The sequence below is a fragment of the Microbulbifer maximicatervae (SeqCode) genome (assembly GCF_052466985.1).
In genome coordinates, this window is sequence record NZ_CP174298.1 from 5,112,850 (window position 1) to 5,129,842 (window position 16,993).

General features: G+C 47.0%; 16 protein-coding genes. 13 read left to right on the forward strand and 3 right to left on the reverse strand.

The window, feature by feature from the left end; genetic code table 11:
* The first annotated feature begins 25 nt into the window (after window positions 1-25).
* The 11 genes from ACJJI3_RS22405 (at window position 26) to ACJJI3_RS22455 (ending at window position 11,362) form a co-directional block, all read left to right on the forward strand.
* A complete protein-coding gene (locus ACJJI3_RS22405) occupies window positions 26-406 on the forward strand; it encodes an iron-sulfur cluster assembly scaffold protein (RefSeq protein WP_152454488.1) in 381 nt (126 codons plus the stop codon).
* A complete protein-coding gene (locus ACJJI3_RS22410) occupies window positions 403-1,584 on the forward strand; it encodes a cysteine desulfurase family protein (RefSeq protein ID WP_152454487.1) in 1,182 nt (393 codons plus the stop codon). Before ACJJI3_RS22405 ends, ACJJI3_RS22410 begins: the two co-directional genes overlap by 4 nt.
* Before the next feature lie 12 nt (window positions 1,585-1,596).
* Window positions 1,597-3,306 (forward strand): fatty acyl-AMP ligase, encoded by a 1,710-nt coding sequence (locus ACJJI3_RS22415; protein ID WP_444901110.1) that lies wholly within the window; start codon window positions 1,597-1,599, stop codon window positions 3,304-3,306.
* A 21-nt stretch (window positions 3,307-3,327) separates the two neighbouring features.
* On the forward strand, window positions 3,328-3,600 hold the full coding sequence (locus tag ACJJI3_RS22420; RefSeq protein ID WP_444901111.1) for an acyl carrier protein: 273 nt from the start codon (window positions 3,328-3,330) through the stop codon (window positions 3,598-3,600).
* Window positions 3,600-4,667, forward strand: coding sequence for a flavin-containing monooxygenase (locus ACJJI3_RS22425; RefSeq protein WP_152454485.1), 1,068 nt, complete (start codon window positions 3,600-3,602; stop codon window positions 4,665-4,667). The genes ACJJI3_RS22420 and ACJJI3_RS22425 overlap by 1 nt, the downstream gene beginning before the upstream one ends.
* Window positions 4,664-7,009 (forward strand): efflux RND transporter permease subunit, encoded by a 2,346-nt coding sequence (locus tag ACJJI3_RS22430; RefSeq protein WP_444901112.1) that lies wholly within the window; start codon window positions 4,664-4,666, stop codon window positions 7,007-7,009. Before ACJJI3_RS22425 ends, ACJJI3_RS22430 begins: the two co-directional genes overlap by 4 nt.
* Complete coding sequence (locus tag ACJJI3_RS22435) at window positions 6,999-7,796, forward strand: outer membrane lipoprotein-sorting protein (protein WP_152454483.1); 798 nt, start codon at window positions 6,999-7,001, stop codon at window positions 7,794-7,796. The genes ACJJI3_RS22430 and ACJJI3_RS22435 overlap by 11 nt, the downstream gene beginning before the upstream one ends.
* Window positions 7,797-7,800: 4 nt before the next feature.
* Window positions 7,801-8,988, forward strand: coding sequence for a hypothetical protein (locus tag ACJJI3_RS22440; RefSeq protein WP_444901113.1), 1,188 nt, complete (start codon window positions 7,801-7,803; stop codon window positions 8,986-8,988).
* 9 nt (window positions 8,989-8,997) lie between these two features.
* On the forward strand, window positions 8,998-9,756 hold the full coding sequence (locus ACJJI3_RS22445; RefSeq protein ID WP_444925671.1) for a 4'-phosphopantetheinyl transferase family protein: 759 nt from the start codon (window positions 8,998-9,000) through the stop codon (window positions 9,754-9,756).
* Window positions 9,757-9,823: 67 nt separating this feature from the next.
* Window positions 9,824-10,516, forward strand: coding sequence for a MaoC family dehydratase (locus ACJJI3_RS22450; protein WP_444901115.1), 693 nt, complete (start codon window positions 9,824-9,826; stop codon window positions 10,514-10,516).
* A 660-nt stretch (window positions 10,517-11,176) separates the two neighbouring features.
* Window positions 11,177-11,362, forward strand: a complete 186-nt coding sequence (locus tag ACJJI3_RS22455) for a hypothetical protein (protein ID WP_413662993.1) — start codon at window positions 11,177-11,179, stop codon at window positions 11,360-11,362.
* Window positions 11,363-11,456: 94 nt separating this feature from the next.
* On the opposite strand, the gene ACJJI3_RS22460 is transcribed toward ACJJI3_RS22455, so the two are convergent.
* On the reverse strand, window positions 11,457-13,739 hold the full coding sequence (locus ACJJI3_RS22460; protein WP_444940979.1) for a nitric-oxide reductase large subunit: 2,283 nt from the start codon (window positions 13,737-13,739) through the stop codon (window positions 11,457-11,459).
* Window positions 13,740-14,506: 767 nt separating this feature from the next.
* Between ACJJI3_RS22460 and ACJJI3_RS22465 the strand changes: the two genes are divergently transcribed.
* Window positions 14,507-14,974, forward strand: coding sequence for an RrF2 family transcriptional regulator (locus ACJJI3_RS22465; RefSeq protein WP_444940980.1), 468 nt, complete (start codon window positions 14,507-14,509; stop codon window positions 14,972-14,974).
* 449 nt (window positions 14,975-15,423) lie between these two features.
* Here the strand turns inward: ACJJI3_RS22465 and ACJJI3_RS22470 are convergent, their stop codons facing one another.
* Window positions 15,424-15,693, reverse strand: a complete 270-nt coding sequence (locus ACJJI3_RS22470) for a YMGG-like glycine zipper-containing protein (RefSeq protein WP_108734168.1) — start codon at window positions 15,691-15,693, stop codon at window positions 15,424-15,426.
* Window positions 15,694-15,841: 148 nt separating this feature from the next.
* Here ACJJI3_RS22470 and ACJJI3_RS22475 point away from each other — a divergent pair, with 148 nt between their 5' ends.
* Complete coding sequence (locus ACJJI3_RS22475; RefSeq protein WP_282933831.1) at window positions 15,842-16,051, forward strand: DUF3820 family protein; 210 nt, start codon at window positions 15,842-15,844, stop codon at window positions 16,049-16,051.
* 388 nt (window positions 16,052-16,439) lie between these two features.
* Here ACJJI3_RS22475 and ACJJI3_RS22480 read toward each other — a convergent pair whose 3' ends face one another.
* Window positions 16,440-16,988 carry a Tll0287-like domain-containing protein gene (locus tag ACJJI3_RS22480; RefSeq protein ID WP_282933830.1) on the reverse strand — a complete coding sequence of 183 codons (549 nt, stop codon included), beginning with the start codon at window positions 16,986-16,988 and terminating at the stop codon, window positions 16,440-16,442.
* Between the last annotated feature and the right edge of the window lie 5 nt (window positions 16,989-16,993).

Below are 16,993 nucleotides of genomic sequence, written 5' to 3' on the forward strand. Positions count from 1 at the left end.
CAGCTGTCCAAGATGGAGCTACAACATGTACAACGACATCATCATTGACAACTTTTCCGACCCGGCTCATGTCGGTGATATCAACGAACCCAATTACGAATATGAAATTGGCAATCCAGTATGTGGAGATCGGATTCGCGTTCAGATCAACATCACCAATGGACTGATTGACAGTGCTCGCTTTAGAGCTTGGGGTTGCGCTACTTCGGTGGCGACGGCCAACATTTTCTGTGCCTCGCTTGAGGGGTTGGCACCGGAACAGCTTGCCGGGAGAACAAGTAGCGAAATAGAAGGCATGCTTGGTGAACTAGAGCCATCACAACACCATTGTGTTGAGATTTTGCAGCAGCTTCATCATAGGTTGCTGAGCTTAGTTGGCAAAGATTGTCGGGAGGTGATGCCATGACAAATGCTCACTCGATTGAGGGTTACTTCGACTACAACGCCACAACCCCGGTGTCGGAGGCTGTAGCTACGGCTATGTCCTCTGCGCTTCGGCTCTTTGCTAATCCATCTGGGCGTACGCTTCCTTCGACCAGTAATCGTGAGCTAATCCAGCGAGCAAAGACCCATGTCGCTAGCCTACTGGGTACCGCGCCGGAAAAAGTTTTCTTTACCTCCGGCGGTTCTGAAGCCAATAACTGGGCTATTAAAGGAAGCCTGATGAACGACCTGGGTAGGGCCGGCCATATCCTAACCACGGCGATTGAGCACCCTTCAGTTCTAGAAACTATCCGATACTGCGCCCACCAATTCGGATTCGAAGTCACCTGCTTGAAGCCGGGACCGAGCGGCGCCGTCAGTTTTGAGGCTGTCGCTGAAGCTATCCGGCCTGACACCAGGTTGATTTCCATGATGTATGCGAACAATGAAACCGGCGTTATTCAACCTGTGGATCAGGTGGCAAGGCTGACCCGCTCCCGAGGCATTCCGTTCCATGTCGACGCAGTGCAAGCAGTAGGTAAGCGGCCTCTTGATGTCGAGGCATTAGGTGCTGATTTTGTTTCTTTTTCCGCACACAAATTCTATGGTCCCAAGGGTATTGGCGGCCTATATATCCAGAATATAGATCGCATATCTCCCTTGATTCATGGTGGTGGACAAGAGATGGCAATGCGCTCTGGTACCGAGAATTTGGTCGCTATCGCCGGACTCGGTGAGGCTGCTGACGAATGTCGCAGGGAGCTTGAGTACTGGGACCATCACTGTCTGAAGTGCAAACAGCACTTGATCGAACAGCTTGGCAAATCCTCTATCGAAACACATATCAATGGTGCTAGTCATTATGAGGGGGCGATTTCCAATACCTTAAACCTATCGATTCCAGGCATTCGGGGTGAGGCGCTTGCTCTGTTAATGGAAAAGAAAGATGGGATTGTGGTGTCGATTGGCTCTGCATGCAGTAACAACAAGACCCGTCAACTATCGCCTGTATTACAAGGAATGGGGCTAAGTGATGAAGAAATACAAAGTGCGATCAGGATTAGCTTCGGCCGCTTTACCAGCCTTGATGATATAGATCGTTTTGTTGATTCATTGCAGCGGTGCGTGGCACAGCTCAAAAGCATGAGCTTTAAAGGGTGAGGAGTTGGGCTCATGACGGATAAGATTTTTCCAGCTCAGCGCTTCATGGATCAGTTCGCCCGACACGTGGTTAATGAGCCTAGCCGTACCGCCTGCGTATTCCAGCCTCATGGGCCTGATAGTGCTCTATCGCTGAGTTACGGTGAACTGAATCAGCAGGTACTGGAACGGGCCCGACTGTTAGTCGAGCGCGGATATAGAGGCCAGCCGCTTGCTCTGCTTTTCCCTGCTGGTCTTGATTTTGTGGTCAACTTCCTCGCCTGCCTCGCGGCTGGCGTCATTGCTGTACCCCTGAACCTGAGTCGCAATGCTCAGCAATTAGAGCGCACTGTTCGTATTCTTGGTGATGCAAAGACCAAAGCCATTCTGACGACCGCTGAGACTCGTGAACAGCTATTTGAGCAATTAGCAGAATTACCGGCGATTAATTTGGGCGACCAAGCCTGGATTGATGAGCAGCAGGTTGGTGCTGCTAAAGATGTAGAGTTACCTCTTCCGGCTCCAGATGAGTTGGCGTTTGTTCAGTACACCTCAGGCTCTACTGATCTACCCAAAGGTGTAATGGTAAGTCACGCCAACATTATCGATAACCAATTGGCTATCCAGCAGGCGTGTGGCCACAGCGAAGGTGTAATTGCTGGCGGCTGGCTGCCACAGTTCCACGATATGGGACTGATAGGCCATATGCTGCAGCCATTGTTCCTTGGTGGTACCTACGTCTTCATGCCACCGATGAAGTTCGTTCAGCGTCCACGCCGGTGGTTAGAATTGATATCTCACTATCGAATTCATAGCTCTGCTGCACCTAATTTTGGCTATGAGCACTGCATCAAGTTCATAGGTGAGCGAGAGGACCTATCGGGATTAGACCTGAGTTGCTGGAAGGTGGCTTTGAATGGCTCTGAGCCTGTCAGCGCCGACACTATGAGGATATTTGCTGAACGTTTCCAGCCTTACGGTTTTTCCTCTACTGCTTTCTTTCCCTGCTACGGCATGGCTGAAACCACTTTGTTTGTCTCTGGAGGACCGAAAGGCGTAGGCATTGAAACCCTGGCTTTCGATCCCGCAGCATTTGACTCTGGTCGACTGCAATCTACTGGTGAGGGGCGTCAAGTGGTTAGCTGCGGTCGTATCACGCCAAGGATGATTTTGAAGGTTGTTGATCCGGAGAGTGGCCGGCTAGCAGATGAGGATTGTATTGGTGAGATATGGATTAGTGGTGCCTCAATAGCACAAGGTTATCTTAACAACCTTGAGATTAGTAAGCAGCAATTCGGTGCTCGTATATCGCCCTGCGACGGTCATTATTACCTCAAAACCGGGGACATGGGCTTCGTCCGTGACAATAAGTTGTATATCACCGGGCGGATCAAGGAAATGTTAATCCTGCGCGGCCGCAACCTTTATCCATACGATATTGAACGTACCTGTAGTGACCATCCTGATGCGGCAGGCAATAACGGAGCCTCGGTTTTCACTGTGGATAGCAATGGCCAAAACCGACTGGCAGCCATTGTTGAGATTCGCCGCCACGCCTTTCTTAACCGAAACCACGATGAACTCCGACAGGAGCTGCGTGAGGCAGTGATGTTGGCACATGATGTCGCCCTCGACCAGCTCTTGCTGGTCAAGCCTGGCGGTATTCCGAAAACCACCAGCGGCAAAGTTCGTAGGACTGCCTGCAGGGATCTGATTGCAGCCGAAGAGGCGCAGCTCGCATGAACCGTTGATAGGAAATATAAGATGACGAATGAATTTAGAATGAAAAACCTGGTGGAACAGATCACAGATTTTATCGCTGCTAAAACACCAGAATTTTCGATTGATAAGCACAGTGACACCTCTTTCTCAAGTCTAGGTCTAGACTCGGCAGACCATGTCCAGCTATCGACTATGGTGGAGGACCACCTCTCTGTTGACGTCGATCCGACGCTAGCCTTCGACTACCCAACGATTAACGCTCTTGTGGCACATCTCGAAAAGAATTTTTCAAGAACAGCTTTGGAGCGCAGTTGATGTCGCGACTTGATTGCATAGTTATCGGTGGAGGCCAGTTCGGTCTTCACACCGCACGAATGCTGCAGCAGGCTGATCTCAACTACCTTCTGCTTGAACGGGATAGTATTGGCGACGTTTGGCGTAACCGGCTCGAAGGTATGAAGCTATTCACTTCACGTCAATTCTGTGCCCTGCCAGGACTAGCCTTTCCGGGCGATCCTGAGGGCTTCCCGACTACAGTAGAAATAGCTGATTATTTGGTCAGCTATGCAGGCCACTTTGATCTTCAGGTTCGAGAAGGCTGTGAAGTTGTTGGTCTCGATCGCCTTTCGAACGGCAGTTTTCAGGTCGACCTTGCCGACGGCACGTCTCTGCTCGCCACCAGTATCGTCAATGCAACTGGTGCTAATCAGATACCCCAGGTGCCGGCGATAAGTTCCCAACTTGCTGGAGAGGTGCAGCAACTAGACGGTAGTCTCGCCTCAACCGATGTCATTTCTGATGGCCACACTGTTGCCGTTATTGGGGATGGTGCTACTGGGCGTCAGATCGTGGACCGGCTAGCGGGGCGTTGCAATGTGTTTTTGGCCACGGGTTCCCCACGTGGCCTGCCTCCCAACCGTTTGTTCGGACGTGATATTTTTTGGTGGCTTGATCGCTTGCGTATCCTTTCCGCCGATAAGAACAGCCTCATCGCGAAGATATTAAAAAAGCGTAACCCTGTCCCCTGTGGTGAATACAACAATAGACGGCTGAAGGCTAAAGGCGTAAAGATTGTTGGCCGTGCTTTGGAGTGCTCTGGCCGTCAAATCCGTTTCGACTCCGTCGGTTGGCATGACATAGATACAGTGATTTGGGCAACAGGCTATTGCGACCGAACGAGCTGGCTAAAGTTGCCGCACTGTGTCGATGAGAGGGGCTTCATTGAAAACTATGGAAGGACTCCAGAGCCTGGGCTTTTCTTAGTGGGACGTAAATGGCTTAGTTGTCGAGCGTCGGAGCTGGTAATGGGGGTTGAGAAGGATGTAGAGCGAGTAATGGTGCCGCTGCGAGCATTTTTATCCGAAAGGAAAGAAATACCTTGAACAAAAATATAAAGACCGATTGGATCATTCGCTCTGGCGCCAGTAAGTGGCTATTAGCGCTGGTGCTGTTGCTCACATTGATGTCGGCTGTTGGCCTAAAACGGATGGGGCTGGCCAGTGATTATCGCGTTTTCTTCGATGATAACGATCGTGACCTACTGCGCTTGGAGCAGATGCAAGATACTTATAGCACGACTGATAACGTGTTCATCATGATTGAACCGGTGGATGACAACATCTACAACCAGCGTACTCTGAGCCTTATACATGAAATGACACGCGCGTTGTGGCGGACGGCCCATGTCTCTCGAGTAGATTCGCTAACGAACTTCCCCTATAGCTCTGCTGAAGACGATGATATTTTGATTGAGGAGTTCGTCTACGAGCTTGACGAATTGACGCCGCAAAGGATCGCCTTTATTGAAACTGCCGCTAGTAGTGAGAGGGACTTGGTTGGCAATTTGGTTAGTAAGAACGGACGATTTACCGCGATCAATGCGACCATTCGGTTGCCAGGGTTAGACCATAAGGCCGAAGTGCTAGCCGTTACCGGTGCTGTCGATGAATTGATTAAGTCATTCAAGATGGAATATCCGGATCATCGTTTTTTTGTCACCGGTGTGGTGGAGATGAACGGTGCCTTTTTCCAGGCGGCAAAAAAAGACTTCATCACGCTGATACCGTTGATGATCCTTTTTGTGCTGGTCAGCGCTGCTCTGATTCTCGGATCACCTGCTGCAGGTGGCGCTATTTTGACGGTAGTAGTGTTGGCACTGCTAGGGTCTTTGGGTCTAGCTGGTTGGCTCGGTATTCAATTGTCTGCGCCATCAGTATCGGCTCCAATCATCATGTTCACGGTGATAGTAGCGTCGGCCATCCACATTCTCAGCTATATTCAGCGCCAGATACGCAGTGGTGTTTCTCGTGAAGAAGCAGTCTTGCAATCCTACCGGCGCAATCTCAAGCCGATTGCGGTGAGCCATGTCACTACTATTATCGGTTTTCTGGCGATGAATTTCAGTGACTCACCGCCGTTTCGAGATCTTGGCAATATAGTTGCCTTAGGTGTGCTCTTCTCGCTACTTTTGTCGTTGACGGTTCTACCACAGCTTCTGTTGCGTATTCGTTTTTCAACGCGGGAAACAGGTGCCAACCGACTGATTAATCGCATGGCTTTGTTGTCAGGCTGGGTTATCGCTTACCGCCGGCGGATATTGTGGCTAATGCTACCTTTGTCCCTATGCGTCGCTGCACTCAGTCCATTGAATCAATTAAACGATGATTTAATCCGCTATTTTGATGAGTCACAGCCCTTCCGTGCTGATTCTGAACGTATCGATCGCCACTTTTCTGGTATTTATACAATCGATTACTCGCTCTCGGTACCAGAGCAGAACGGTATGTTTCAGCCAGAGTTTTTACAGTTTCTTGATACATTCGATGACTGGCTACATGAGCAGCCAGAAGTTTTTACAACTGCAAGCCCCCTGCACCGAATCAAGGATCTTAACCGTTTGATGAATGGTGGTGATGAGGACTCTTACCGGTTACCTGGCGATACAATTACCGCTGCACAGCAGTTCCTGCTATACGAGATGTCGTTGCCGTTTGGTCGTGATGTGACCCATCAGGTGAATTTGAATAAATCCTCGGTGAAACTGACTGCACGATTAAAGAATCTAAGCTCGGTGGGCTTAATTGCTTTTGAAAAACGGGTCGAAGAGTGGTTGTTGCAAAACCAACCTCGCTCCATTGATATCTATCACAGCAGTCCCGCAGTGATTTTTTCCCACATTGGCCAATCAAATATTGTAAGTCTCCTTGAAGGTGCCTCGCTAGCGTTTGTGGTGATTTCATTGACGTTGATGCTGGTATTCCGCTCACTCGATATTGGTCTATTGAGCTTGGTTCCAAACCTGCTTCCAGTCGCGGCAGCATTTGGATTTTGGTATCTCGTTAATGGTCAAATCTCAATGGGGCTGGCTGGGGTGTCGGCAATGGCGATCGGCATAATCGTCGATGATACAGTTCACTTCCTCTATCAGTATGTCAACGGTCTAAAGCGGGGGCTCAGTCCTGAAGATAGCGTAAGCGAAACCATTAGTAAGACTATGGGTGGGATCGTGATTAGCTCAATGCTGCTAGTGATAGGCTTCCTTCTATTGTCGACCTCGGCGTTCGAGAAAAATGCCCAGATGGGTATGCTCACGGGGATGTCTATTGTGTTGGCATTGGTGTTTGACTTGATATTACTACCGGCCTTGGTTCTAACCTTTATGCGCAGGACACGTACGTCGAACCTGCAATTTCGTACCGACAAGGAACTAAATAATGCGAACTGATTACCGTCTCCTCCTTCCAGTGACAATACTTTGTGGCCTAATCGGTTTGCCGGTTCAAGGCGCTGCTAGCGATGTTAGAAAGGGGCGGGAGGTCGCAGTGGCAGTGGATAACCGTGACCTTGGTTACGGCGACAGTGTTGCCGAATTGACGATGATTCTACGCAACAGGGCCGGAGATGAAACTCGACGTGAACTGCAGATCAGCTCACTTGAGAGTCACGAGGGTGGAGACAAATCGTTAATCCGCTTCAATTTTCCTGCCGATATCCGGGGCACGGCGCTTCTAACGCATCCGCAGTTAGAGGATACCGATAAGCAGTGGTTATATTTGCCTGCCTATTCCCGTATTAAGAGGATCTCATCTCGCAATAAGAGTGGTGCGTTCGTCGGTAGTGAGTTTTCGTTCGAGGACTTGTCTGATAAGGCGGTCGACGATTTCCGCTATACCTACGTGAGAGAGGAATCATGCGAAGATGGTGCCCTGGTTTGTGACGTAATTGACCGAGTGCCAGAAGACTCTCACTCTGCATATAGCCGGCAGCGGGTCTGGGTTGATCAGAGTGCTCGACGTATCTTCCGTATAGACTATTTCGACCGTAAGGAAACGCTGCTCAAGACTTTTTCCGCAAGGGATTTTCGCCTCTACGACGATCGTTATTGGAGGCCCATGGAGGTGGTTATGCATAATCAGCAGAGTGGAAACGTAACGATCTTAAGCTATAGCCGCATCGAGTTTGGTACCGGTCTCTCAGTTGCGAATTTCCATCGCAATACACTCCGGGATTAAGGGTATGGGGGTCTTGCGTTTAGCGTTTTGGGTGCAGCTGTGTCTAAGCCTTACCATTATGCCGGTCCTCGCAGAGGTCAAGGTTGACAAGTATTCTGTTGATATCGCGGCCACGGCTCGTATATTTGCAGAAGAGGAGTCGCTGGCCATTGATGATAGCTACCGCTTCGGACCGGGGCTTGAAATTGAAGCAAATGCTGAGGGGGATATTGGTGATACTGGCTATAAGTTGCGGTTGTTTGGTAGCTGGGATGAGCAGGATGGGGAGCGTCGTTATGCCGATATCCGCCAAGCCAGCCTTCACTGGCGCCGTGATCAGTTATCGCTGAATCTCGGTGTTAGTACTTTCTTTTGGGGCGTTTCTGAATCTCTGAATATAGTCAATGTACTTAATCAGGCTGACTTGCGCCAAGCTATCGACGGAAAGGAAAAGATGGGGCAGACCTTCGCATCTTTAGGTCTGCGTTTTGATAACGGCGAACTATCGATATTCTATCTGCCAACTTTTCGTGAGCGAGAATTTCCAGAGCGCCCGTCATTCGGACTACCGATTTCGGACCGGGCACTTTTTGAAAGCTCGAATAGAGGTGGAGATGTTGCTCTGCGAGGCCATTTTTACGCTGGTGATTTAGAAACAGGGATCGGTTACTTCAGAGGCACTAGGCGGGCGCCACTACTGGTAAGGCCTAGCCCTTCAGCGACGATGTTGACTCCCTTTTACATCGAAACCGAGAATTTTTTACTGGACACACTTTATCTCCTCGGCGACACGACCTTTAAGTTGGAAGCGAAAACTGGTCGCGAACTGGAGCAAGGTTTCTTTGCTGCAAACGTTGGCCTTGAGCACCCGATTTATTCGCTACCGGATAGTATGCAAGATCTGTCCTTGATCGCCGAATATCTAATCGACGATAGGGATGAGCAAGCTGAAACATTAGGTCAGAACGATCTCTTTGTCGGCCTTAGAGCTAGCTTCGGTGATACCGGTGACAGCGAATTTCGAGGAGTCATAAGTTATGACTTCGATAGTCATGGCAACTACCTCGACTTAGGCTTAGAACACCGTCTGAGTGATTATTTTAGAATCGAAACTCGGGCGTTTTTATTCCTCAATGTGGGCCGCAGTGATACTTGGCTGTATCCAGTACGGGATGAGGATTTTATCGAGTTTAAGTTGCATTATTCTTTTTGAGCGGACCCTATGAAGACCGGAGTTAACAGGGATATAGGTCTTTGGATTGCTACCGTGAAGGAGTTTGAAACTCTAATTAAGCATGATCCGCAAACTGTCTTCACCACAGTTAGCGAGGCTGAGCAGAAAAGATATAGTGGGATTGTTAATCGAGCGGCGGGCCTACATTTTCTGCTTGGTCGTTACCTATTGCGTTATGTTTTATCCACTAAAAGAGGCGTAAGTATTTTGCCGGCAGATTGGGAAATTTTCCCTGATGAGCAAGGCAGGCCTAGAGTTTTAAACCAAAGTGTGGCCCCAATAAAATTTAGTATTTCTCATGCTAGTGGTGTGGTCGCGATTGCGCTTAGCTCTACCGTTGATCCAGGTATAGATCTGGAGCCCCTTGCTCGTGAACTGGGCTCAGGTCTAAATTTCAGGCATTTACTTAGTCCAGAGCAATATGACCAGGTAATGACTATCCCAAGCGCTGCTCACTGTGAATTGTTAACAAGGGTTTGGTGCATTAAAGAGTCTGTGTCCAAAGCGTGTGGTTTGGGGCTTCGACTGCCTTTTTCTACGATCGAGTTTGATCTTGTATCTTTGCTTAACTCGCAACCAGCCACGTGGCTTGAGTGTAAGGTAAGAGAAAGGGGGAGCTTTTGGTTTAACCTTTGCACGTTGGCGCAACGTTATTGGCTTTGTGTAGCGATGGAGTCGCCGGCGTTGTCGCCTTTGGGTCGATTGGAACCAAACCATTTTAACCTACTCAGCCGCAAGGCGTTTTAGAAACAAGACGTGGAGTTGGAAGTAGCTGCCGCACAAAATTAATTTTAGGTCCAGTTACGCTGCTTCAATGTCATTAATACAGGATGAGATGATGGACGTGCTTGAGTACATCAGGGAAAAGGAAAGGTTGCTTAGGGCTCGGATTAACAATTTGGACCTCAAAAGCACCCATGATAATCACCTGCATCAGTTGTCCTATTACATCAGTAACTTGCTTAAAAATTCCTGGACTTCGAAAGCTGGGCCGGTTGTTGATCCTGCTAGCAATCGTGAATTACAAGTCATTAAGAACCCTAAGGCCATCGCTTTCTACCAAGACTGGCAAGCACGTATTGGTCAGCAGATATATATTGGGCGCTGGATTGTAGTTGACCAGTCGCGCATTGACAGTTTTGCCGAAGTAACTGGGGACCGCCAGTGGATTCATATTGATCCAGAACGAGCAAGGGCTGAATCGCCGTTTGGAGGCACAATTGCCCACGGCTTTTTGGTCCTATCGCTAATTCCCGAGCTCACCGATACTGTCAATCCGGAAAAACCGCCTTACCCTGAAGCTAGAATGATTATAAACTGCGGCCTTGAACAGGTGCGTTTTCCTTATCCAGTTAAGACTGGCAATCGTATCCGAGCTCGTACGACTTTAAAGTCCCTGGTGCCATCGAAGCGTAGTGTGGAAATGATCAATCATATTGAGGTAGAGGTTGAAGGTTCAGGTCGCATGGTTTGTGTTGCGGATAGTGTGCTGAAACTTTACTTCTGAATTCAAAATGCACGCGCACCCTCCCGGCACTTATAATTATCATAGGCAAACTGGGAGGAGAGTAATTCTCGATTGATCGCTCTTGCAAGAGCGCAGAATTAGCCATCTCTGGATAGAGATATGAACCTTGAGTATCTGTGATTATCGAAAGGTGTATTCCTGCTATCTGATAGGGAATTTCAGAGGCTATGGGGGCTGGGGTTTATTAATTTCCCTGGTTAAGTAGGGAAATACAGCTGGGGGCGGCGTTAGACGTGTCTTTACCACCTAGATAACTCTTCTATTTCTGACCTTTCTGACTGAGCGCTCCATTGCCGAGGATTAGTGGCTGCGTTGCTACAAATCTAGATGGATTCCATCAAAGATCGAGTGGTTCACTTGTAATGATGAGGTATGAGCGCTAGATGTGTAACCAACCAATAAGCAAATAACTAGAAAAAATTTTTTGAATAAAGATTTTTTTTGGTATGCTATATCTAATTTTTTCTTTTTTTAGGATAAAATTGTCGGTATGTATGTGTAATTTGAAGCAACTTACCTCTTCATTTATCTCACCTGTTTGATACCCCAAAGGTACAGTTAGGCTCTTGAAGTGATTAGTGTTCAAACTTTATTGTTCCAAAATAAAATTAGTGTTCAAACTTTATTGTGCGAGAACAAATGGGAGATGTTATTCCTTTCAAAAGAAAAACCGCTTGGCAAAAGCACAAGGGCAGCACCCTGTGCAGGGAAGGTTTTCATAAATGGAAAGTGGTCACCGAGCGCAAGTTTGACGTAAAGCAGGGAAAGTTGGTTACTGAATATCGTTGTGAACGCTGTGGAAAAACGAAAATTAAACACTTGTAAATTTTCTCTCTCCAAATCCGATATTCATGGGGCAGCAAATAATGCAACGTTACTGTTGAGTTACGCAGTAACGTTGCATAGGTTTATAAGTAGATTAAGAGACTGATTTGGTTTGCCCTGATAGATAGTCTACTGAACTGTGCCTCTTTAGGTTCAGCACGCCTTGTGTTACTTGCCATGTGATAGCCAGTGCACCGACGATAAACACCACATCACCAATAGTTCGTATCCATCTTAGAGTAACTAGCGTTCCACTTTGCATTAGGGTTTCACTGCGGGCATACCAAAGGCCTTCTGAAGCGCTCGCCATAAACTGGATAATACCGACCGGCAAAAGGCTGATGAACAACATTAAAGCCAAACCTATATTCATCCACCAGAATGCCGTTTTCATCAATTTCTCGCTAAATATAAACTGGGGACGAATATATCTAAGAACGAGTAAACTAAAGCCCAATGCCAAGAACCCATATACTCCAAACAATGCACCATGGGCATGTGTGGCTGTGGTATTTAAGCCCTGAAGATAATATAACGCTATCGGTGGATTAATGGTAAAGCCAAGTACGCCTGCTCCTAACATATTCCAGAAAGCAACAGCTACAAAAAACATCAAAGGCCATTTGATTTTCACCATCCAGGGTGCACGATTTTTTAAGCTATAATGATCCCAGGCTTCATAACCCAACAAGATAAGTGGGACCACTTCGAGTGCACTAAATGTGGCCCCTACCGCCATAACTGGTGTTGTCGTCCCTGAGAAATATAGGTGGTGAAAAGTTCCCGGTACCCCCCCTAGTAGAAATAATGACGCTGATGCTAGAGAAGTCACAGTAGCCATGCGTTTAGATACAAGGCCCATACTGAAGAAGATAAATGCAAGCGCAGTTGTAGCAAAAACTTCAAAGAAACCTTCTACCCATAAGTGCACTATCCACCAGCGCCAAAACTCCATGACCGATATGTGTGTGCGCTCGCCATAAAAGAAGCCAGCACCATAAAACAATCCTATGGCAATTACGGAGGCAGTAAACAGGGCTAGCAGGTTTTTATCACCTTTTTGCTTTAATGCTGGAACAATGCCGCGCAGCATTAATGCCAACCATAATACGATGCCGGTAAATTTACCGATTTGCCATAGTCTGCCAAGATCTACAAATTCATATCCTTGATGACCTAGCCAAAAGCTGAGTTCTGGTGGCAGAGTTTGCGCAATGGCTAGATAATTGCCGACAAATGATCCAATAACGACTGCTATTAATGCCCAAAACAATATATCAACACCAAGTTTTTGGAACTTAGGATCTTTTCCACCGTTGATAATTGGAGCAAGAAATAGTCCGGCAGCTAAAAATCCTGTAGCTATCCAAAATAGAGCAGCCTGTATATGCCAGGTGCGTACCAGGCTGTATGGAAACCACTCCGATGTTTCTATCCCATAGAATCCTTGTCCTTCGACGGTATAATGTGCAGTGAAACCACCTAAGAAAACTTGGAAAGTAAATAGTCCTACTATAGCTAGTAAGTATTTTCCAAGAGCTTTCTGTGAGGGAGTTAATTTGAAGGTGCTGATTGGATCTTGCTTGGGGGCAGTTGGGTGTTTGTCTTCGGTGCGTAGGAACGCCCATGCCCAAACTAGGGCGCCAATACCGGCAATCAATAAGACCACACTAATAATAGACCAAATAATATTTTCGCTAGTTGGCTTGTTGTCAATTAATGGTTCGTGGGGCCAATTGTTAGTGTAGGTTGCGCCACCTGTTGAACGCTCGGTTGAAGCTACCCAGGATGTCCAAAAGAAGAACTCAGTAAGTCGTGTTCGGCGATCAGCATCGGGCAGTGTAACCTCTTTCATTGCGTAATTTGCGCGGGTTGGCTGTAAAGCGGGATCACCTCCAAAAAGTGCATTATAATATTTTGCAGTTTTCTCTATAGCTGTGATTCTTCGCTTAGATAAAGTGGCAATTCCAGATTCGCTGCTATAGGTGTTGGTTCTATAATCTAATTTAAGATCATACAGAACTTTGTGTTTTTCTCTTTTGGATAAAGATTCATATGGTAGGCCAAATTCCTCTTTTGCCGCTATTGATAACCAATTAATTAGCTCTCGATGTAACCAGTCAGCGGTCCAGTCTGGGGCTTGATAGGCTCCATGTCCCCAAATAGATCCCAGTTGCATTCCTCCAACGGATTGCCAAGAAGTTTGACCATCTAAAATTTTATCTTTAGTGGTCAGTATGTTGCCATTTTCTGAGACAAAGGCGTCAGGTATCGGAGGTGCTTTCCGATATATTTCACTGCCAAAATATCCGAGTATTGAAAAGGTTACAGCTAAAACGCCGATCAATGTCCACCAAAGAGATTTGTAAGTTCTCATCAGAATTATCCTTGCCAATATAAATTGGCTTTTTTAGCAATATGCTATTTAAACTATTAATTTTTGTATATCTCCCTAGGCTGCTTGTAAAACAAAACATCGTAAACATCGGGTATCTCTAATTTTTTGGAGTGGATCTATGCTACCTGATTGAGTATTAATAGGTTTTAAGCCTGACTTTTCACGTTCTTGCTTAGCTGTGTTGATCTCACGAGATTGGCCTCCAGTAGAGGCGTTAACTTGCAACAGAAAAAACATAAACTCTCCTTTTCCTTGTGTTGCTTGAATAAATCAAATTGAGAATGGGTTTCTCAAAATAATGTTTGGTCTTGTAAGACATTGAATTTTTAGGTGACTGATACCTTGTATTTGGGTAATGAAAAGTAACCATTAATCGTTGTTAATCTGCCGCTCCTGGGTAGAGTTTACGTAAGCGAATATATCGATGTTCACTTCTCGGCCTCTTGGATTAATTAGCGACCTTGAATTCAGGAAAGCAGCCTCTGACTTCAGGGTGCTTTCGCTCGAAATTCCTCTAATAGCTTTTGGGTCAGTCATAAATAGCACATTCGGCTGTAACCGCAGCCTAAGGGCTAGGTTGAACGAACATTTGAGACTGAGCATTCTCTACCCCTTTATCTATACATGCATATAAGATGCATCTTTTGCGTGGCAATTTACACCTAAATCCCAATGATGTAAACTAGATGCATCTTTAAATTTTCAAGGGATGAAAATTCTTGGCTTCACAATGAGGGACTTTGCCAATGAAGATCACGCAATTTACCGACTACTCTTTGCGAGTGTTGATGTACCTTGCTATACAGGATCGAGAGTTAGTAACCATCAGAGAAGTTGCTGAGCGCTACCAAATATCTAAAAACCACCTAATGAAGGTGGTACAAGAGTTGAATCTCAAAGGCTACTTGATTGCAACCCGGGGTAAGTATGGTGGCATTCGGCTAAGCCGAGCTCCTGAAGACATTAATGTTGGAGAGCTAGTTCGATTATTGGAGCAAGATACCGTGTTAGTAGAATGCTTTGGGACAAATAATCAATGTGTCATAACTCCTGCGTGTAGGTTAAAGAAAATGTTCGCCGAGGCTATGGAAAATTTTTTTATTTGTTTGGAGCAATACACCTTGGAAGACCTAGTATCAGGCCCGAGTCAGACTGACCTTATCAATATACTAGCTTTTCCTGCGAAAACTGAGAGGGCGCAGCAAGGTCCCTAGGTTAGGCTTATCTAATATTTGCTTGAGGGAGAAAAAGTACAGTTTTCCATTCAAAGCCTGGAATATTCATACTCTAGGATCTTTATTACATAAGGGGCTTTTTATCCCGCCAGATGAAAAGCCGATCTTCAATTTCCTTTCACCCTATATCAGGATAGCCACTCAATGCACGTTGGTCTGAGGGGGGGGATTGGGAATGCTTCTTGGAGTAGGGAAATACTCAGCACAAATTTATTGCTTCTGCTCAAGCGTAATGCCTTTATCTGGGAGATGGTTGCTGAATATCGTTATGAGTGCCGTAGTAAAACGAAAGCGAGGATTGTGCCAATTTTGTCTTATAGGAACCAGTTTAATTGGGAGTCGGCTTCCCTGCCTGCCTCAGTAGTGCGAGTATCGAAGTACAATGACACCCGCACTATACTGATTAGCAACTAAAAATAAGCAGCGAATTAATAACGATAGTAGCGACCGCGATAACGATAGTAATCTCTGCGCTTTCTTTCCCTATCATAGAGGTAGCCTGCACCGGCACCAATAACCGCACCTGCGGCAGTGCCACCAGGGCGCCCGCCACTGATCAAGGCACCTGTTACTGCGCCTATACCGACACCGGTGCCGATTCGGCGGTCGGTATCACTCATATTGGCGCAGCCCGTACCTCCAAGGCTTGCAGTCAATACTGCGGCCAAGCTGAGATATTTGATAGCTTTGATACGCATAGACACCTCTGTTACTGGAAGGTTGAGGTATAAAGAATCGGCGCAGGCCGACTATTTCGGAGCCAGTGTAGAGTCCGCATGCACTGGCAACAAATCCAAATTGGGAGTTTCATTCCCTTTTTTTGTCGATATTTAGGTGGTTGTTAAGGTGTTCGAAAAACAAGACTTGGTAGAACTGGCTCGACTCAAAATGCCATTTGGAAAATACTCGGGCCGGGTTTTAATAGATTTGCCTGAGGAGTACCTGCTTTGGTTCGCAAAAAAGGGGTTTCCAGAGGGGCGTCTAGGACAGTTAATGGCATTAGCCTTGGAGATAAAAGTAGAGGGATTGCAGGGGCTTATTGATCCTCTGCGCTGACCTTTTAGCAGGTTTTCCCAGTATTGCAATCACCTTGGTCGGTTTGCTCTGCGGGACTTTGACATTAATATAGTAATGCCTAGGTGTGCTTTGCGGAGCGAAGCCCAAGAAAAAGCGGGCCGTAATGGAGACTGGACTGACCCGGAAATAGGCCCACAGCGGGTAACCACTGGTCTGAATGATTTCAGCGAGGTAGTAGCGGGAGTAGAGCCAGTCAGCTTAAAAGAGGGAGCGGTCGAAACGAATTCGGCCGCCACTCTTTTAAATTATTCTAAACTCAGTTCTCACCGACTAATATCCGCCGGCAATATTTTGTGAGAGAGTTGTCCGACTCGAAAGTCGGACGCAGCTATCTACTAACTAACTAACTAACTAACTAACTAACTGATCAGAGTGGGATTCGGATAACAACACCACCCATAGTGTGGCCCAGCTCAAAGTCAGTGCGCGGGCTGTCTACGTGATCGTTGTGACAGCTCACACAAGCAGGTGAAACACCTACATCCGCATATACTGCAGTGAAGTACTCGGTATCACCTAGTTTTTCGCGGCCGTAAAAGTTTTTCCCTGGGTTGTCGATTACGTACTGCAAGCCCTCTTTTTCCATCTCAGTGCGCGGTTTGTTTTGCTTGTTGATTGGCCACAGAGAGAGCAGGGCATAGTTAAAGCCAGACTCATTTTCGGCAACACGCTCAGCTCCCATACGCATCATCTGCGCGGGGAGTGGTAGCAATTTCTTATCTTGCCAGTGCTCATCAGCGTCGAGGATTTTCTCCTCGTTCTGCAGGCGGTTTACAACCTTGTTGGTGTAGTTGGCCCTGTCTGCCTCGATAACGGCAAAGATGGCATCCGCCATTCGCTCCGGAGCAACTCCCTGGTTTTTCTCACAGCCGGTGAGCAGTGCCAGTCCAGCGATAATACAAGCGGCAATACGCATATTTT